Here is a 16,096-nt window from a genome sequence, read left to right as displayed (position 1 = left end):
TATACCGTCGCCCGGTTGTTGAAGGGCGGCTTTTCCGCATATTGACTCGTCTCATGTAGAACGCTGCGGCTGCTCAGGAGAGCCTGTAGGACGACATCTCGTCGTTCCAGGTCGCCCCGAAGTACGCGCCCGATTCCCCGAAATTGTGGTAGCCGTAGGTGGCGCCGCCGAAGTCCGTGTCCCAGTAGAGCTTGATGTCGCATGAGGCGAAATCCCTCGCCGAGGAGGCGGAGTCGTTCCACGCGCTGGGAAGGCTGCTCCAGCTCACATCGGGTCTATCGGTGCTTCCGGTGCACTTGCCGCTCCCGTACGACCTGAGGGTCTTCCCTGAGAGGTCGCCGTTCTCGTAGAAGCGGGCCCTCTCGACGTCGCCGAACCTCAGCCCTTGTGTGTCGGACTGGGTCGGTGGGTTGGGATCGTCCCCAGTGCTCGCGGCCGCGGGCAGCACAGCGCCGAGAGCCAGTGCGGCAGCCAAGCCGCCCATGATCATCTTTCGAGTGGCAATCATTATTGAAACCCGTTTCTTTTGGAGTTCGGTTGTGGCGGGATTCGTGGTGCGAAGGTGCTGGGGGCCTGGTTGTGGCGGCTCGGACTAGGGGAGACGCAGGTCTGGGTGGCTGGCGTCGCCCTCGCTGACGTCCGAGCATCCAGGACTGTGACAGCGAATGAAGCCCGACATGGCGTGATCATCCTGCGCGAGTTCATAGCTGTCAAATGCCGCGTGGTACGAAAGTGCCATGGGCCAGAATGATCGGGTGTCGCCGGAGCCTGTCCGTCACTTGAGCGCCTTCTTGGCTATGGAGAGCATCTCCTTCTGGATGTCCAGTGCGGCACGCAGGCTGGCTTCGTTGTCGGAGATCAGTTGGTTCTGGATTGCGACGTCGATGGCCATTGCGCGGCCGATGTAGTTGGTTTCCTCGGCGCAGTCCAGGTCGAGTAGTGCCATATCCTTTGATCGTTCTGGATCGTCACCGGTGAGCGAGTTGGCGGCGTCCCACCGGTGTTGGAAGTCGTAGCCGGACTTGGACATGCAGGTGGCCCAGTCTGCCTCGGCTGCCTGGAACCCTGGATCGGCGAGCAACCGGTCCCAGGCCTCGCCCAGCAGGACATAGGCGATCTCCCACTCGGATCGCTTGTGGCCGCCGCTGGACTCCTTGGATCCGATCAGTCCGCACCCGCCTTCGGGGAGGGTGTTGCCGTCCTTGTCCTGGAGTTGGCTCGGGGATCCGTCTTCGGTGGTGCCGCTCAGCACCTCGACCTCGAACGGCTGTTCGGGGTCCTCCCCCCTCTCGAGGGAGTGGTACTGGCTGGGTGGTGATCCGTATCCGTACTGCTCCACCTCGTCCCGGTTGACGATCCCATACCGCCGGTCTTGGGAGTACATGTCGAGGAGTGCGTTCATATCCAGTAGGCGGGGGTCGATGGTGACGCCGTAGCGGGCGGCGCACTGGACTTGCAGTTCGGCGTCGCCACGGTCGATCAGGACCAACTCATCGACGGTGGGCAGGTAGGCGAGGAGAGGTGGATCGATCTGGGTCGAGGATCGGATGGTCGGCGCCGGCCCCGGGGTGATGGCGTTCTGGCCGGCGGCGCAGCCGGCCAGCGCGACGCACATGACTGCTGCGAGTGGCAGCAGAGCCGCTCTGTATCGTCGCGCGGCGGAGGCAGTGCGGCTCTTCCGCGAGTTGACTCGTTTCATGTAGAACGCTGCGGCTGCTCAGGAGAGCCTGTAGGACGACATCTCGTCGTTCCAGGTCGCCCCGAAGTACGCGCCCGATTCCCCGAAATTGTGGTAGCCGTAGGTGGCGCCGCCGAAGTCCGTGTCCCAGTAGAGCTTGATGTCGCATGAGGCGTAGTCCCTCGCCGAGGAGGCGGAGTCGTTCCACGCGCTGGGAAGGCTGCTCCAGCTCACGTCAGGTCTATCGGTGCTTCCTGTGCAGGGGCCGCTCCCGTACGACCTGAGGGTCTTCCCCGAAAGGTCCCCGTTCTCGTAGAACCGTGCCCTCAGTACCTTTCCGAACTCTTCTCCTTGGGTATCGGACTTGGTCGGCGGGTTGGGATCCTCCCCAGTGCTCGCGGCCGCGGGCAGCACAGCGCCGAGAGCCAGTGCGGCAGCCAAGCCTCCCATGATCATCTTTCGAGTGGCAATCATTATTGAAACCCTTCCCTTTCGGAGTTCGGTTGTGGCGGATTGGTGGTGCGAAGCTGCTGGAGACCTGGGTGTAATGGCTCGGACTAGGGGAGACGCAGGTCTGGATGGCTGGCGTCGTCCTCGCTGACACCCAAGCATCCAGGACCGTGACAATGAATCAAGCCCGACATGGCAGGATCATCCTGCGCGAGCTCATAGCTGTCAAATGCCGCGTGGTACGAAAGTGCCATGGACCAGAATGATCGGATGAGTGCGAGCGTTTCGGGGCCTGCAGATTGCGAGTGTTTCGCCTAACCATGATGAATTCGAAGGGGCTCTTGCCGGCGGCTTTCGAGAGTCAGATGATCCAGTCGACGGCGATGCCCATCAGCCGCGGGCGGGAATGGACGCCGACGCGTCGCGCCATGGCCCCGACGCGCTTCTTGACGGTCGACTCGGAGATCTCCAGGGCCTCGGCGATCTCGTGGTAGCCGAATCCCTCCATCACGAGGCGCAGGATCTCCCGATCCATGCCGTCCGTGACGACGGAGGCCGGCGCGGGGGTACGCGTCGTCTCGCGCAGGGTGGCGACGCTCTCGGGGGAGTTGACGAACACCCCGGCCATGGCGGCCCGGATGGACGCGACGAGCGCGCCGACGGGCAGGTCCTTGTGCAGGAAGCCGTTGACCCCGGCCGCGACGGCCTCGCTGAGGGTGACGGTGCTCAGGCTTGTGAGCAGCAGCACCGCCGGCGGCGCCGGCCGGGCCTTGATCCGGCGGGCCGTCTCCAGCCCGTCCATGCCGGGCATGCGGATGTCGATCAGCCAGACGTCCACGGGGGCGTCGACATCAAGGGCCGACTCACCGTCCGCCACCGTCGCCGCGACGGCGAAGCCGTCGGCCTGCTCGAGGGCCTGCCGCAGGTAGTCGAGGACGATCAGCTCGTCGTCGCAGATTCCCACCCGGATCATGAGGCGTCTCCCGTCAGGGGCAATGAGACCGAGCAGGTCCAGTCGCAGATGGTGTGACTCTGGTCGACGTGGCCGCCGACCGCCCTGGCGGACTGCGAGATGCTGACCGTCCCCAGGCCCGCGACGATGGGTCCGTCGGTGCGCTCGTTGGTGATGATGAAGTCGAAGGACTCGTCGGTCTTCTCGGCGGACAGATGCCAGCGGCCCTTGCGCCTGCCGTGCTGGGACACGTTGAAGAGGGCCTCGGTGAGGATGCGGCCGGCAGCGGCGTCGATGCTGGCGGGCAGCGTCGGTGACAGGTCGCCCTCGACCCGGCCGTGGAAGTTGGCCCTCTCGAGCCGGGCCATTCCCGACCGCAGGGCGCCGGCGAACGTGACGGCCGGAGCGTCGGGTCTCCCGGACGAGAGGTATCCGACGGTGCTGCGGAGCGCGACACCGGCGGCCCGGGCCCGGTCCGCGATGGCGGAGAGCGACTCGGCGGTGGCACCGTCGAGCTTCGCCCGCTCGGCCTCCATCGCGATGATGGTCAGGTCCTTCGCCACGAGGTCGTGCAGGTCGATCGCGGCCTGCAGGCGCACTGCCTTCGACTCCTGCTCGGCGAGGTCCGCAGCGTGCCGGGATGCCGCGTACAGCCCGAGGCCGACGATCAGCATGAAGGCATCGAGCGTGCCCCACGTGAACAGCGCCTGCCACAGGACGTCCTCCTCCGTCATGCTGGCGCGGTACGTCGCCGCGACGGACGACGCGAAGATGACGCTGAAGGAGACGGCGGCCAGCGGCCACCGGCCCAACCTCATCAGGCTCACCACGACGCACATGAGCGTCATTGGCCAGAGCCCGAACTGGTCCGCGTCGAAGGCCAGGCCGGCTAGGGCAACGGCGATGCCCATCGCCGCGCCCCACTGTGGGCGCCACCCCGTCAGCGCGACGGCTGCCGCGGCCAGCACGTCGATCACGACGAGATGCGGCTCGTCGATCCGCGCCCCGTCGTTGGCGATGAAGGTGGCCGTCAGGAAGAACGCAGCGAGGATCAACTCGAGCGCGCCGTTCGCGAGGGCCCTGATCCAGATCACGTCAGCAGACTAGGGGGACGGGAACAGCGCGGCCAGCGGGTGTCGCCAGGCGGCGGTACTTTCGTGCCATGCCTCTGGCGATGGTCCCCGGGCGGCAGCATTATTCGCACATGAACAGACGACTTGTTGCCACCGTCCTCGCCGCCCTTGTCCTGATGGGCGCTACCCCGGCGGCGCAGGCCGCCGCCGCTCCTTCGCGCAGCATCTGCAGCGTGTTCCCACACCTTCCCTGGTGCTGATCGGGGTGCCAACCCGAGTGTTGGCGGGTCAGACCTTGGGGAGGGCGCTGTCGATCAGAGAGCGGAGCCAGTCCGCCTCGCCCTTCGGGACTTCCTGGGCCTCGGTCGGCGTGCGGTCGGGCACCTCGTCGGTGACCTGGTAGACGAACCCGGTGCGGTGCAGGTAACCGTAGTCGATCATGCCGCGGCGCAGTGTTGCCACATCGCAGTGGTAGCGACCGAGGATCTCGTTGACCTGGCGTTCCTGGTAGCTGCGCCCGGGTTCGAAGTTGCGCAGCAGTTCCATGAGCACGGCTGTGAAAGCCTTGCGCTTGCTGGGGATGGTCTCCAGCCGCCCATCCTTGATGAACCGCGCTGCGAGCCTGGCCTGCTCGTCGTCGATGTGCGCGCAGTTGGCCGACGGTGCCCCGACGGCACCGAGCAGGTCGGTGTTGATGGACCAGACCCGTCGCTGGGCGTCGGCCTCGGCCGAGACGATCCCGACGTCGCGCAGGCGGTGCAGGTGGTGGCTGATGGTGGGGGCCGTGAGGCCGAGTTCCTCGACGAGTTCGGTGCCGGTCCGCGGCCGCTCCGCGAGTAGACCGAGGATGCGCAGGCGCGTCGAATCGGCGATCGTCTTGAGCAGGGTCACCTGTTCGTCGATGTCAGGCATTGATCCTCCAGTGGATGCCAGCAGTTTGATGCTAGTCGAATTAGATCTCCCCGTCATCGAAATCCTACATCCCGTAGTACGCGCTCGGCACTGCCCCTCGTCCTCGGGTCCGCGCTCTGCCTTGCCAATTCTGGTTCTGGTCCGCCTGGCTGGCCGGTTGCTCGAGCGACGGGACGCGGGCTCGGCCGTGGCGTAGCGTTAGGCAACCAGTTCATGCAGACCGAAGCGACAAAGGAGTGCCACATGGCCTACTCGGAGGGTTACGAGTACCACATCCACCTTTCGAAGGGAGACGTCGGCCGCTACGTCTTCCTGCCCGGCGACCCTGGCCGTTGCGAGACCATCGCGCAGCATTTCGACAACCCCCGGTTCGTGAACTCCCACCGGGAGCACACGACGTGGGCCGGTGAGCTCGACGGCGTCCCCGTCGCCGTCACCTCGACGGGCATGGGTGGCCCTTCGACGGCGATCGCGGTGGAGGAGCTCATCCACGTCGGCGCCGACACCTTCATGCGCGTCGGCACCTCCGGCGCGATGCAGCCCGAGACCCAGCCCGGCGACATCGCCGTCATCAACTCGTCCATTCGCGACGAGGGCACCGGCCTGCACTACCTCCCCATGGAGTTCCCGGCCGTCGCCGACCTCGACCTGATCAACGGGCTCGTCGCCGCGTCGCAGAAGCTCGGGAGGAACTACCACGTGGGGGTGTCGCAGTCGAAGGACTCCTTCTACGGCCAGCATGAGCCCGATTCGATGCCCGTCGCGAAGCACCTCCACGAGCGGTGGGACGCCTGGGTCAAGGGCGGCTGCCTCGTCTCCGAGATGGAGTGCGCCGCGCTGTTCCTGGTCGCCTCCACCCGCCGCGTCCGCGCCGGCGGCGTGATGATGGTCATGGGCCACCACGACTTCCAACCGATGACCGACGCGGAAAAGGAGGCCTCGAAGGTCGAGAACCTCATCCCCGTCGCCATCGAGGGCATGCGCCAGGTCATCGCCGCCGACAAGGCACGCGGCAACTGACGCCACCCTTCTGGGTGTCCGGGTCGTTGAGCACTTCGACAGGCTCAGCACAGGCCTTGTCGAAACGCCTCGAGCGGAGCGAGAGGGATACCCTTCGCAGGCTCAGGGCCCTTCGACAGGCTCAGGGAACCGCAGGGGCCAGGGCCTTCGACAGGCTCAGGGAACCGCAGGGGCGAGGGCCTTCGACAGGCTCAGGGAACCGCAGGGGCGAGGCCCTTCGACAGGCTCAGGGAACCGCAGGGGCCAGGCCCTTCGACAGGCTCAGGGAACCGCAGGGGCGAGGCCCTTCGACAGGCTCAGGGAACCGCAGGGGCCAGGCCCTTCGACAGGCTCAGGGAACCGCAGGGGCCAGGCCCTTCGACAGGCTCAGGGCCCTTCGACAGGCTCAGGGAACCGGTCAGCGACCCGCATCACGCCCCTTCCGTCGCGCGACGCGGACCACGTCCGGGAGACCCGCAGCTCACGGACCAGGTGCTCGTCGTGCGTCACGACGATGAGCGCGCCCCGGTAGTCCTCCAACGCGGCGACGAGCTGCTCGACGCTGTCCAGGTCGAGGTTGTTCGTCGGCTCGTCGAGCACCAGCAGCTGTGGGGCGGGGTCGCGGAACAGCACGCGGGCCAGACCGACGCGGAACCGTTCGCCGCCGGACATGGTCGCCGGGGGCTGGTCGGCGCGGTCGCCGCGGATCAGGAACCGAGCCAGCAGGGCTCGGGCGTCGTGCGGCGTCCGCGACGGGGCGGCGTCACGGACCGCGTCGATGGCACTGCTGAACGCGTCGAGCTCATCCAGCCGCTGCGCCAGCACCCCGACGGGGACGGTCGGCGTCCGCGAAACCGTCACCCCAGCCATGAGTCCCGCGGTCGATGCCGCGGGTTCACCGGCCGGAGGGACGGCGGCCCACGCCGGCGCCTTGCCCGACAGCATCGTGCCAAGCAGCGTGGACTTGCCCGAGCCGTTGGCGCCCTCGAGCCGGATGCGCTCCGGCCCGACGACGTCCAGCGTGGCGTCCCCGACGGCGAGCTTGAGCACCTCCTTGCCCGACGCGACGGTGGTGTCGGGCAGCTCGACGCGGATCACGTCGTGCGTGCGGGCCGCGTCGTCGGCCTCCGAGCGCGCCTCGGCTGCCTGTGCGACGGCCTTCTGGTGCGCGACGGCCTTCGCCGCCGACCCGCGCTCCGAGCGGTTCTGGAAGTAGTGGGCCTCCATCTTGTTCACGTTGTCAGCGGCCCGCTCCCGGCGACCCGCGCGGTTGCGCTGCGCCTCGCGCTGCAACTCGACCTGCGCCTGCCGCTTCGCCCGCGCCAGGCCCGCGTCGGCCTCCTTCAGCCGCCGCTCGGCCGTCTCCTGGCGCGCGGCGCGGAACTCGGCGTAGTCGTGGAAGTTGCCGCCGAACGCCACCACGCCGCGCCGGTCGAGGTCCACCAGCGCGTCGACCCGGTCGAGCAGGTCACGGTCGTGGCTGACGACGATCAGCGCTCCCTGCCAGCCGTCGAGCGCGTCGTAGAGCCAGTGCCGGGTGGCGGTGTCGAGGTTGTTGGTCGGCTCGTCGAGCAGTGTGACCTCGGCCCTCGCCAGTCGTGCGCCGGCCAGCGCGACGCGCGTCGCCTCGCCCCCGGACAGCGTCGCGACGGCCCGCTCGAGCAGCGGGGAGGCGCCCGCGAAGCCGAGCGCGTCGAGCTCTGCCAGTGCGCGGGCCTCGACATCCCAGTCGTCGCCGACGGCGTCGAAATGCGCCTGGTCGACCGACCCTGCCTCGACGGCGCGCAGCGCGGCCAGGACCTCGGAGATGCCGAGCAGATCGGCGACCCGGCCGTCGGACGGCAGCCGCTGGGGCACCAGATGTACGCGCCCCGACGCGCGGATCGTGCCCGCGGTGGGCGTGAGCCGCCCGGCGATCAGCGCAAGGAGCGTCGACTTGCCTGAGCCGTTGGGGCCGATCAGGCCCGTGTGTCCGGGAGGGAAGCGCGCGGAGATGTCATCGAGGATGACGGAACCGTCGGAGAGGGAATAGGTGAGGCCGTCGACGACGACGGCGGGAACGGGGGAATGCGCCATGACTGAGTCCTGTGGGATCGCGGGGGTATGCAGCGGTCGGAATCGACGGCACGCCACCTGCGGCGTGCCAGGCTCAATCAGTCATTCCTGCTCCTCGTTCGGGTCCGGCCCATGTTACCCCTGCCCCCGCCGCACAGAAAGCTGCGGATCACAGACGGCGCACAGGACCGACAAGTACCCTGAACAGGTCATCTACCTGGGAGGTAGCCACATGTCCGATCACGTTGCAGTGCGCATGCGTGAGGCCATCGCCGCGAACCGGAACCGCACAGCGACCCGCATCCGCGAAGGCGAGGGGTGGGTCACACGGACCTATGCCGAGTTCGGCGAACGGCTCCGGCGGGTCGCACAGGGCCTGCTCGATGCCGGCGTCGAGACAGGTGGCCGCGTCGGCATCTTCCTCGGGAACCGACCGGAGTGGTCCGAGATCGACTTCGGGGCCGGCACCGTCCGGGCGGTTCCCGTGCCCATCTACGCCACCAGCACCCCCGAGCAGATCCGCTACATCGCGCAGGACTCCGGGCTCAGCGTCATGTTCGTCGGCGTGCAGAGCGAGGCCGAGCGCGTCCTCGCCGTCGCCGACGAGCTACCCGCGCTGGAGCGCATCGTCATCGTCAAGCCGTACCCCGGCATGCCCGAGCGGCTCGAGGCGTACGAGGACTTCATCGCCAATCCGGCCACCGACGCGGTCGACGCCCGCCTCGCCGACGCGACCGGCGACGACCTCGCATCGATCATCTACACCTCCGGCACCACGGGCGACCCCAAGGGCGTGATGCTGCAGCACAAGGCGCTGGTCGCTCAGTCCGAGGTCCTCGACAAGTTCTTCGACATCCGGCCCGAGGACCACTCGCTGTGCTTCCTCCCCCTGTCGCACGCGCTGGAGCGCGCCTGGACGACGGTTGTTCTGATGCACGGCTGCATGAACACCTACGTCGAGAACGCGCGCACCGTCGCCGAGCAGATGGTGCTCGCCAAGCCGACGATGCTCGTCAGCGTCCCGAAGCTCTACGAGACGGTCTACACGACGGCGCACGGCAAGGCCTCCGGGTCGCCGGTCAAGCGTGAGATCTTCGCGTGGGCCCTGCGGATCGGTCGCCACAACCAATACGCATACCGCGCCGGCCGTCGGCCGAACGCGTGGCTGCGGGCTCAGCTGAAGCTCGCCGACAAGCTGGTCCTGGGGTCGGTCCGCGACGCGCTCGGCGGCCCCAAGACCGTGCTCGCCTGCGGCGGTGCGCCGCTGCGGATCGAGATCGAGGAGTTCTTCGCCTCCATCGGCCTGCCGATCCTGCAGGGCTACGGCCTGACCGAGGCGTCTCCGCTCGTCACGTTCAACGCGCCCGCCGACTTCAAGGAGGGCACCGTCGGAAAGGTGCTGCCCGGCGGCGAACTGCGCATCGGCGACCTCGGCGAGATCCTCTACCGCGGCCCCAACGTGATGCAGGGCTATTGGAACAACCCGGAGGCCACGAAGGACACCATCGACGAGGAGGGCTGGCTGCGTACCGGCGACGTCGGCTACGTCGACACCGAGGGCTTCCTCACCATCACCGACCGCCTCAAGGACATCATCGTCACGCTCGGCGGCAAGAACGTCGCGCCGCAGCCCATCGAGGGCCTGATCCTCGCCGACCCGCTGTTCGAGCACGCCGTCATCCTCGGCGACAACCGCCCGTACGTCACGCTGCTGGTCAAGCCGTCGCTCCCACACGTGGAGGCCCTTGCCGCGAAGCTGCACTGGCCCGGCACATCGGTGGACTGGATGTCGTCCAATGAGCTGCTCGAGGAGATGAAGAGGCGCGTCGCTGAACTCACCGCGAAGCTGCCGACGCAGGATCAGCCGAAGGACACCAAGGTTCTGCACGACGAGTTCACGATGGACAACGGCCTGCTGACCCCCACGCTGAAGGTCCGGCGCCGCGAGGTGGAGAAGCGGTTCAAGGAGATCGTCGACGAGATGTACGCGCGCTATGAGCAGCGCAAGCGCTGAGCCGGCGGGTCGCGCGTGACGCAGAAGCGCCAGAAGAGGAGGCCGTTCTGGAGCACGCGCCTCGGGGCGGCGTGCATGGGTCTGCTGGGGCTCGTCCTGTCGGCGCCCGGGGCGCTGGCGGCGCTGACGTGGCTGCTGGTGCCCGCGTACGACAGCTCGGGCCTGGACTTCGAGGTGGCGAGCCCGTCGCCGTGGCTGAGCGTGCTGGCGGTGGCGCTGGCCGTCGCCACCGTCGTCGTGTTCGGGCTGACGGTGTTCTGGTCGCGCAGGCGGTGGGCCGGGTATGCGCTGCTCGGGATCGGTCTGTCGCTGGTCATCGGCATCGTCGGGCTGCTGTTTCAGGGCATCCTGTAGGGAATCGGGCCGAGGGGCTGGTCCGCAGAGAGAAGATTGAGGGCATGGGACTGCTGGATTTTCTGGGGAAGGGGTCGTCGTCGGGGCTCAGCATCGACGAGACCCTGATGGCGCTCAGCAAGGGCGCGGTGCTGATCGACGTGCGGACGCCGAACGAGTACGAGGCCGGGCACGCGCCCGGCGCCCGCCCCGTCGACCCGAAGGCGCTGGCGACCGACCCTCTCGACGCGATCCACGGCGACGACCCGCTGGCCGAACGTGACGCGGCGATCGTCGTGATGTGCGACAACGGGCTGCGCAGCACGATCGTCGCCAGGCAGCTGCGTGAGCAGGGTGTGCTGGCCGAGTCGGTCGCCGGCGGGCTGAGGGCCTGGGCCAAGGACGGCAACCCGGTGCTGCCGGGCAAGTACCGGGGGCGTCGATGAAGACCTCGCACAAGCTGGCGATCGGGGCCGGTGTTGCGGCGCTCGGCACCATCGCGGTGCGCTACCTCAGGGGTGCCCGGACCATCGCCCGCCACGTCGACGACTATGCGCAGCACTGGGGCAGGGGGCACCACCACACCGACGGCGTCATCCATTACGTCGCCCTCGGCGACTCCGCGGCTCAGGGCGTGGGCGCGAGCAGCGTCGAGGCCAGCTACGTGTCGATCATCGCGGAGCGGCTGCGTGAGGCAACCAGGCGACCGGTGGTGGTGACCAACCTGTCGGTGTCGGGCACGGTCAGCGGAGACGTCGTCCGCGACCAGCTCCCGGTCCTGCGTGACCTGCGCTTCACGCCCGACCTTGTGACGCTGGACATCGGCGGCAATGACGTCGTGTTCAGCGGCAGCAACACCGTCGAGTCGTTCGCCGCGAGCCTGGACACCATCCTGGGGGAGCTGCCCGCGGGCAGCTTCGTCGGCGACGTGCCGTGGTTCACCCTGCCGAACCTCGGGGTGCGGGCGAAGAAGATGAGCGACGTCGCGGCGAAGCTGGTGAAACTGCACGGGCACCATCTCGTGCCGCTCTTCGAGGCGACCAAGCAGACGGGCTACCTGCGGTTCCACCGCCACACGGCCGGCGACTGGTTCCACCCTAACGACAAGGGCTACCTGGCCTGGGCGGATCTGTTCTGGGCGGAGCTCGTCGCCAGCGGGAGGGTCGCGGAACTGACGCCCCCTGCCGAGTGACTCGGGCGGTCGTCGTCGGGGGCAGTCACGCAGTCGGCGATGAGCACATCCTCCTGCTCGTCGACGTGGCGAACGCTCACATCGCTGTTCTCGTGCGACGACAAGTGTGTCGTGCTCATCGCCGCGCCGACCGATTTCGCGCGGGTCGGAGCCGACGGGTAGAGTTGACCACTGGCTGACCTCCGGGTCCGCCATGCCCTCCTGCCGCGGGATCGACCCGCGGCCGTTAGTCCGAAGGAGGTGGGGCTGCAGCATGCGTAAGTACGAAGTCATGGTCCTCGTCGATTCCGACGTTGACGATCGCCAGGTGCCCGCACTGATCGACAAGCACCTTGAGGTCATCACCAACGGTGGTGGCACGGTCGACGAGGTCGACCACTGGGGTCGCCGTCGACTCGCCTACGACATCAACAAGAAGTCCGAGGCCGTCTACGCCGTCGTCACCCTCACCGCGGAGCCCGCGGTCGTCTCGGAGCTGGATCGTCTCATGACGATCGACGAGAAGATCGTGCGCACCAAGGTGCAGCGAGTGGACGTCAAGAAGTAATCAACAGGTTCTGACTCCCGTCCCGTTCTGTCCCCCGGACAGGCCATGATGGGCACACGAACCCAACGTCCGAATCCATCGGAAGGCATCCAACATGGCAGGCGATACCCAGATCACTCTGGTCGGCAACCTGACGTCCGACCCTGAACTCCGCTTCACGCCCAGTGGCGCTGCTGTCGCGAGCTTCACCGTCGCGTCCACCCCGCGCCAGTTCGACCGTCAGGCGAACGAGTGGCGGGACGGCGACTCCATGTTCCTCAACTGTTCGGTGTGGCGTCAGTACGCCGAGAACGTGGCCGAGTCCCTCACCAAGGGAATGCGCGTCATCGTCTCCGGGCGTCTGAAGTCGCGCAGCTACGAGACCCGCGAGGGCGAGAAGCGCACGGTTTTTGAGGTGGATGTCGACGAGGTCGGTCCCGCTCTGCGGTACGCGACGGCCAAGGTCACCCGCTCCTCGAGCGGTGGCGGCGGCGGTGGCGGCAACTGGCAGGGCAACCAGGGCGGTCAGGCTCCTCAGCAGCAGAACACCAGCAACGACCCCTGGGCCAGCTCCGGCAGCAATGCCGGCGGCAACCGCGGCGGAAACGATCCGTGGGCCCAGTCGTCGCAGCCCGAAGAGCCCCCGTTCTGATCCATCGCTTATCTAGCCCTCCGGGGCTAGCTGGCACATTCCGTCGCAAGACGGGCTTTCAGGGCCCAACGGCCCATCCATGAAGGAGAGCACCACAATGGCCGGTCCACAGCGCAAGTCTGTGAACAAGAAGAAGATCATGCCGGTGAAGACGACCCGCGTCGCCAACATCGACTACAAGGACATCAACACGCTCAAGAAGTTCATTTCTGAGCGTGGCAAGATCCGCGCCCGCCGCGTCACTGGCCTTTCGGTCCAGGACCAGCGCAAGGTCGCCATCGCCGTCAAGAACGCGCGCGAGGTTGCCCTGCTGCCGTACGCGTCGACCGCTCGCTGATCGGAGAGGGACGAACTATGAAGCTCATTCTGACCAGCACCGTTGACAAGCTCGGCATCGCCGGCGACATCGTCGAGGTCAAGGACGGCTACGGCCGCAACTACCTCCTGCCCCAGGGCAAGGCCATCGCCTGGACCCGCGGCAACGAGAAGCAGATCGAGGGCATCAAGCGCGCTCGTGACGCTCGCGAGGTCCGGGGCGTCGAGCACGCCCAGGAGATCCGCCAGCAGCTCGAGGGTCTGACCGTCCAGGTCGGCGCCCGCGTATCTGACACCGGTTCCCTGTTTGGCGCCATCACCTCCAACGACTTCGCCGTCGCGGTGAAGAAGGCCGGAGGCCCCACCATCGACAAGCGCTCCGTGTCTTTCGCGAAGCCTGTCAAGACCGCCGGCGCGCACTTCGCGTCGGTCAAGCTGCACGGCGCCGTGACCGCGAAGGTTCCCTTCGAGGTCGTCGCCAAGTGATCTAGATCACAGCTGACGAGAGGGCCCCGACGCTTCGGCGACGGGGCCCTTTCTGATGCCCGCGGACCGCTCCGGGTGGGGCTGGACTGGGCACCTCGTCGACCGCTGCGGCGATGAGCACATCCTCCTGCTCGTTGGGCCTGCGAGCGCTCGCATCGAGGTTTTTCATCGACGACAAGTGTGTCGTGCTCATCGCGCGACGGGGAGGGGTCGGAGGGTAGGGGCTCGGGTCACCCCCGCGCTCACCCGATGCGTCACCCTGCGCAACGCAAGCGCAGCGGTTTTCCACTCATCTCAGCTGCTCACTACCCTGTCCAGTCGGCGGCGGGGGACTGCCCGTCGTGTGATGTAGTCCACGAGCGAAGTGATGAGCGTGAATCAACGAGTACCAGGACAGCAGCAGCAATCGAACCGAGGGATCGGGCGCCGGCTCGCGGCGGCCACCCTGGCGGTGGCCGTCATTGGGGTGTCGTCGGCGGTCCTGCTGACCCCCGCCACCGCCGCCGACGAAGGTGAGACGGGCTCCTGCAACCCGATGGGGGCGGCGACGCCGACCGACTCGGAGAACGGCTACACCCTCTTCGTCACGGGCGACGCAATCCTCGCCAACAGCGAGTTGGAAGGGACCCTGGCGGTCGGCGGGACAGCTACGTTTGGCGACGAGCGCGGATACCCGCCCTTGCAGTACCCCATCATGCACAACACCGGCGCCGGCAACGCCGACTACGACGTTCCCACGATCGAGGGGACGCCCAACCGGGTCCTGATCCAGCGGTTCGCTTCCGACGGCAAGGTCGTCCAGGTCAAGAGCCAGGGTGCCACCGGGGCGAACGCCGAGGCAGGGGTCCGCATCGCGGATCAGAGGGTCCCCGACGGGTACACCTTCGGGCCGATGTTCGGCGGGTCCGGGACCACGTTCTTCCCCTCCGGCGGAGGCAACATGAGCCCGCAGCTCGAGTCCCAGGTCCAGGCATGGAACGCCGCCGATCCCGGCGCCGGCTGGAGCGTCGACGGCGCCGTCCTTGACCAGTTCCCGGCCGACCAGGGCCGCACCCTCCTCGGTACCACGGAAGGGTGGCACGCGGTGGCCGCTCCCGCCGGGAACGACCAGACGATCACGCTGAACACCGAGGACCCGAGCCGCCTACCGCTGTCGGCGTTCGCGGGCATCTCGAAGTTCAAGCTCGAGGGTTACTCGCAGGACTCGTTCCTCGTGATCACCGTTGCCCCGTCGGACGTCGTGGACGGCCGCCTCGTGCTGCCGTCCTACTCGCACGCGGGCAAGGATCCTGAGCATAAGGAAGGGATCAGCCACATCCTCTTCGACCTGAGCGACATCACCGGGGACGTGGAGATCACCACCGCGGACGCGCCGGTCCGCGGGGCGATCTACGCACCCCAAGCGAGCATCACCTTCCCGGCTGACGGCAAGGAGTTCGAGGGACAGCTCATCGCGAAGAACCTGACCGCTCTCCAGCACGGCAAGGAGATCCATACCAACCTCTTCAAGGGGCGCTTCTCCGGCTGCGCCCCCAAGAGCACCGCTACGGCGACGCCCACCAAGAGCACCGCTACGGCGACGCCCACCAAGAGCACCGCAGAGGCGACCGCCACGTCCACGGGGTCGTCGTCCGCAGGGGTGCCCACTCAGAGCACCGCTAAGGCGACCGCCACGTCCACGGGGTCGTCGTCCGCAGGGGTGCCCACTCAGAGCACCGCTAAGGCGACCGCCACGTCCACGGGGTCGTCGTCCGCAGGGGTGCCCACTCAGGAGCCCTCTGACGGCGCGGATGCCGGGCGAGCGGAGGGCACGCCCAGCTCACGGCCGTCGCCCGGCCTCCCGTCGGCGGGCGCGGGGACCGCGATCCCCGTGTTCGGCGCGATTGCCGCTCTGGCCGCCATCGCAGGGGCGCTCGTGATCCGGCGGCGCCACGCCCGCTGACGACGTTGTGGGGCGCGTCAGCGCCCCACCCGGCTGACCCCTCGGCGACCCCCTGACCTAGGAAGGAGTGGCGCCCGATGCCCTGGCATCGGGCGCCTTCCGTCTCTGCCGACGCTCAGCAGGATCGGTGCCGACCATCCAGAGCCGCCACCAGCCTCGTCCCGGCGGTGAGCCGGAACGACTCCTCGAGCAGCTCGGCGATCTCCTCCCAGTCTGTCGCGTCGTCGAGCAGCACCCCGACGAACCCGGCAGGGCCGATGTATCCGGGCACGAAGCACCGTGCCTCCTCCAGGAGGGCCAGGCGCTCGTCGTCGGGCAGCAGCACGCTGACGGACACGGGGTTGTGGGTCCACGTGTCGCCGGTCTTGTAGCTCATGCCGAAGTAGGCGAAGACCTTGCGGGTGTAGAACGCCGGGTGACCGACGACGAGCTTCTCGGTTGCTCCGGGCAGCCCAAGGGCGAGCTGACGGACCCGTACGAGCGTCGGGTGGAGCGGGTCGAAGGCGTGAGGCATGGG

At 67.8% G+C, this 16,096-nt stretch carries 19 protein-coding genes; 11 read left to right on the top strand and 8 right to left on the bottom strand.

Annotated features, from left to right (window positions below; genetic code table 11):
• Positions 1-73 precede the first annotated feature (73 nt).
• The 5 genes from QH948_RS13555 to QH948_RS13535 all read right to left on the bottom strand — a co-directional run bounded on the left by QH948_RS13555 (position 74) and on the right by QH948_RS13535 (position 4,174).
• Positions 74-508: a hypothetical protein gene (locus QH948_RS13555; RefSeq protein WP_281144858.1), complete on the bottom strand. Its 435-nt coding sequence runs from the start codon at positions 506-508 to the stop codon at positions 74-76.
• A gap of 267 nt (positions 509-775) precedes the next feature.
• Positions 776-1,615 carry a hypothetical protein gene (locus QH948_RS13550; protein ID WP_281144857.1) on the bottom strand — a complete coding sequence of 280 codons (840 nt, stop codon included), beginning with the start codon at positions 1,613-1,615 and terminating at the stop codon, positions 776-778.
• Positions 1,616-1,717: 102 nt separating this feature from the next.
• The gene (locus QH948_RS13545; RefSeq protein WP_281144856.1) at positions 1,718-2,152 is read right to left on the bottom strand and encodes a hypothetical protein; all 435 of its coding nucleotides are present in this window, start codon (positions 2,150-2,152) and stop codon (positions 1,718-1,720) included.
• 337 nt (positions 2,153-2,489) lie between these two features.
• Entirely contained in the window at positions 2,490-3,101 is a 612-nt protein-coding gene (locus tag QH948_RS13540) for a response regulator transcription factor (RefSeq protein ID WP_281144855.1), read from the bottom strand.
• Positions 3,098-4,174, bottom strand: coding sequence for a sensor histidine kinase (locus tag QH948_RS13535; RefSeq protein ID WP_281144854.1), 1,077 nt, complete (start codon positions 4,172-4,174; stop codon positions 3,098-3,100). Before QH948_RS13535 ends, QH948_RS13540 begins: the two co-directional genes overlap by 4 nt.
• A gap of 110 nt (positions 4,175-4,284) precedes the next feature.
• Between QH948_RS13535 and QH948_RS13530 the strand changes: the two genes are divergently transcribed.
• A complete protein-coding gene (locus QH948_RS13530) occupies positions 4,285-4,413 on the top strand; it encodes a hypothetical protein (protein WP_281144853.1) in 129 nt (42 codons plus the stop codon).
• 28 nt (positions 4,414-4,441) lie between these two features.
• On the opposite strand, the gene QH948_RS13525 is transcribed toward QH948_RS13530, so the two are convergent.
• The gene (locus tag QH948_RS13525) at positions 4,442-5,065 is read right to left on the bottom strand and encodes a DUF2087 domain-containing protein (protein WP_281144852.1); all 624 of its coding nucleotides are present in this window, start codon (positions 5,063-5,065) and stop codon (positions 4,442-4,444) included.
• 243 nt (positions 5,066-5,308) lie between these two features.
• On the opposite strand from QH948_RS13525, the gene udp reads away from it, so the two are divergent.
• On the top strand, positions 5,309-6,085 hold the full coding sequence (udp, locus tag QH948_RS13520) for a uridine phosphorylase (protein WP_281144851.1): 777 nt from the start codon (positions 5,309-5,311) through the stop codon (positions 6,083-6,085).
• Between the two features lie 366 nt (positions 6,086-6,451).
• On the opposite strand, the gene QH948_RS13515 is transcribed toward udp, so the two are convergent.
• On the bottom strand, positions 6,452-8,140 hold the full coding sequence (locus QH948_RS13515; protein WP_281144850.1) for an ABC-F family ATP-binding cassette domain-containing protein: 1,689 nt from the start codon (positions 8,138-8,140) through the stop codon (positions 6,452-6,454).
• A gap of 211 nt (positions 8,141-8,351) precedes the next feature.
• On the opposite strand from QH948_RS13515, the gene QH948_RS13510 reads away from it, so the two are divergent.
• The 9 genes from QH948_RS13510 to QH948_RS13470 all read left to right on the top strand — a co-directional run bounded on the left by QH948_RS13510 (position 8,352) and on the right by QH948_RS13470 (position 15,579).
• Positions 8,352-10,133 carry an AMP-dependent synthetase/ligase gene (locus QH948_RS13510; protein WP_281144849.1) on the top strand — a complete coding sequence of 594 codons (1,782 nt, stop codon included), beginning with the start codon at positions 8,352-8,354 and terminating at the stop codon, positions 10,131-10,133.
• 15 nt (positions 10,134-10,148) lie between these two features.
• Entirely contained in the window at positions 10,149-10,487 is a 339-nt protein-coding gene (locus QH948_RS13505; protein ID WP_281144848.1) for a hypothetical protein, read from the top strand.
• Between the two features lie 44 nt (positions 10,488-10,531).
• Positions 10,532-10,912 carry a rhodanese-like domain-containing protein gene (locus QH948_RS13500; RefSeq protein WP_281144847.1) on the top strand — a complete coding sequence of 127 codons (381 nt, stop codon included), beginning with the start codon at positions 10,532-10,534 and terminating at the stop codon, positions 10,910-10,912.
• Entirely contained in the window at positions 10,909-11,658 is a 750-nt protein-coding gene (locus QH948_RS13495; RefSeq protein WP_281144846.1) for an SGNH/GDSL hydrolase family protein, read from the top strand. The genes QH948_RS13500 and QH948_RS13495 overlap by 4 nt, the downstream gene beginning before the upstream one ends.
• Before the next feature lie 253 nt (positions 11,659-11,911).
• Positions 11,912-12,205 (top strand): 30S ribosomal protein S6, encoded by a 294-nt coding sequence (gene rpsF / locus QH948_RS13490; protein WP_281144845.1) that lies wholly within the window; start codon positions 11,912-11,914, stop codon positions 12,203-12,205.
• 94 nt (positions 12,206-12,299) lie between these two features.
• Complete coding sequence (locus tag QH948_RS13485; RefSeq protein ID WP_219082568.1) at positions 12,300-12,836, top strand: single-stranded DNA-binding protein; 537 nt, start codon at positions 12,300-12,302, stop codon at positions 12,834-12,836.
• Between the two features lie 97 nt (positions 12,837-12,933).
• A complete protein-coding gene (gene rpsR, locus QH948_RS13480) occupies positions 12,934-13,173 on the top strand; it encodes a 30S ribosomal protein S18 (RefSeq protein WP_125172279.1) in 240 nt (79 codons plus the stop codon).
• 17 nt (positions 13,174-13,190) lie between these two features.
• Positions 13,191-13,637: a 50S ribosomal protein L9 gene (gene rplI / locus QH948_RS13475; protein WP_219082570.1), complete on the top strand. Its 447-nt coding sequence runs from the start codon at positions 13,191-13,193 to the stop codon at positions 13,635-13,637.
• A 451-nt stretch (positions 13,638-14,088) separates the two neighbouring features.
• Positions 14,089-15,579, top strand: coding sequence for a collagen-binding domain-containing protein (locus tag QH948_RS13470; protein ID WP_281144844.1), 1,491 nt, complete (start codon positions 14,089-14,091; stop codon positions 15,577-15,579).
• Between the two features lie 115 nt (positions 15,580-15,694).
• On the opposite strand, the gene QH948_RS13465 is transcribed toward QH948_RS13470, so the two are convergent.
• Positions 15,695-16,093 carry an MmcQ/YjbR family DNA-binding protein gene (locus QH948_RS13465; RefSeq protein ID WP_281144843.1) on the bottom strand — a complete coding sequence of 133 codons (399 nt, stop codon included), beginning with the start codon at positions 16,091-16,093 and terminating at the stop codon, positions 15,695-15,697.
• Between the last annotated feature and the right edge of the window lie 3 nt (positions 16,094-16,096).

It is taken from the genome of Tessaracoccus lacteus (genome assembly GCF_029917005.1).
Lineage (GTDB): Bacteria > Actinomycetota > Actinomycetes > Propionibacteriales > Propionibacteriaceae > Arachnia > Arachnia lactea.
Note: the sequence above shows the minus strand (reverse complement) of the source record. Positions and strands in the feature narration are given on the sequence as shown.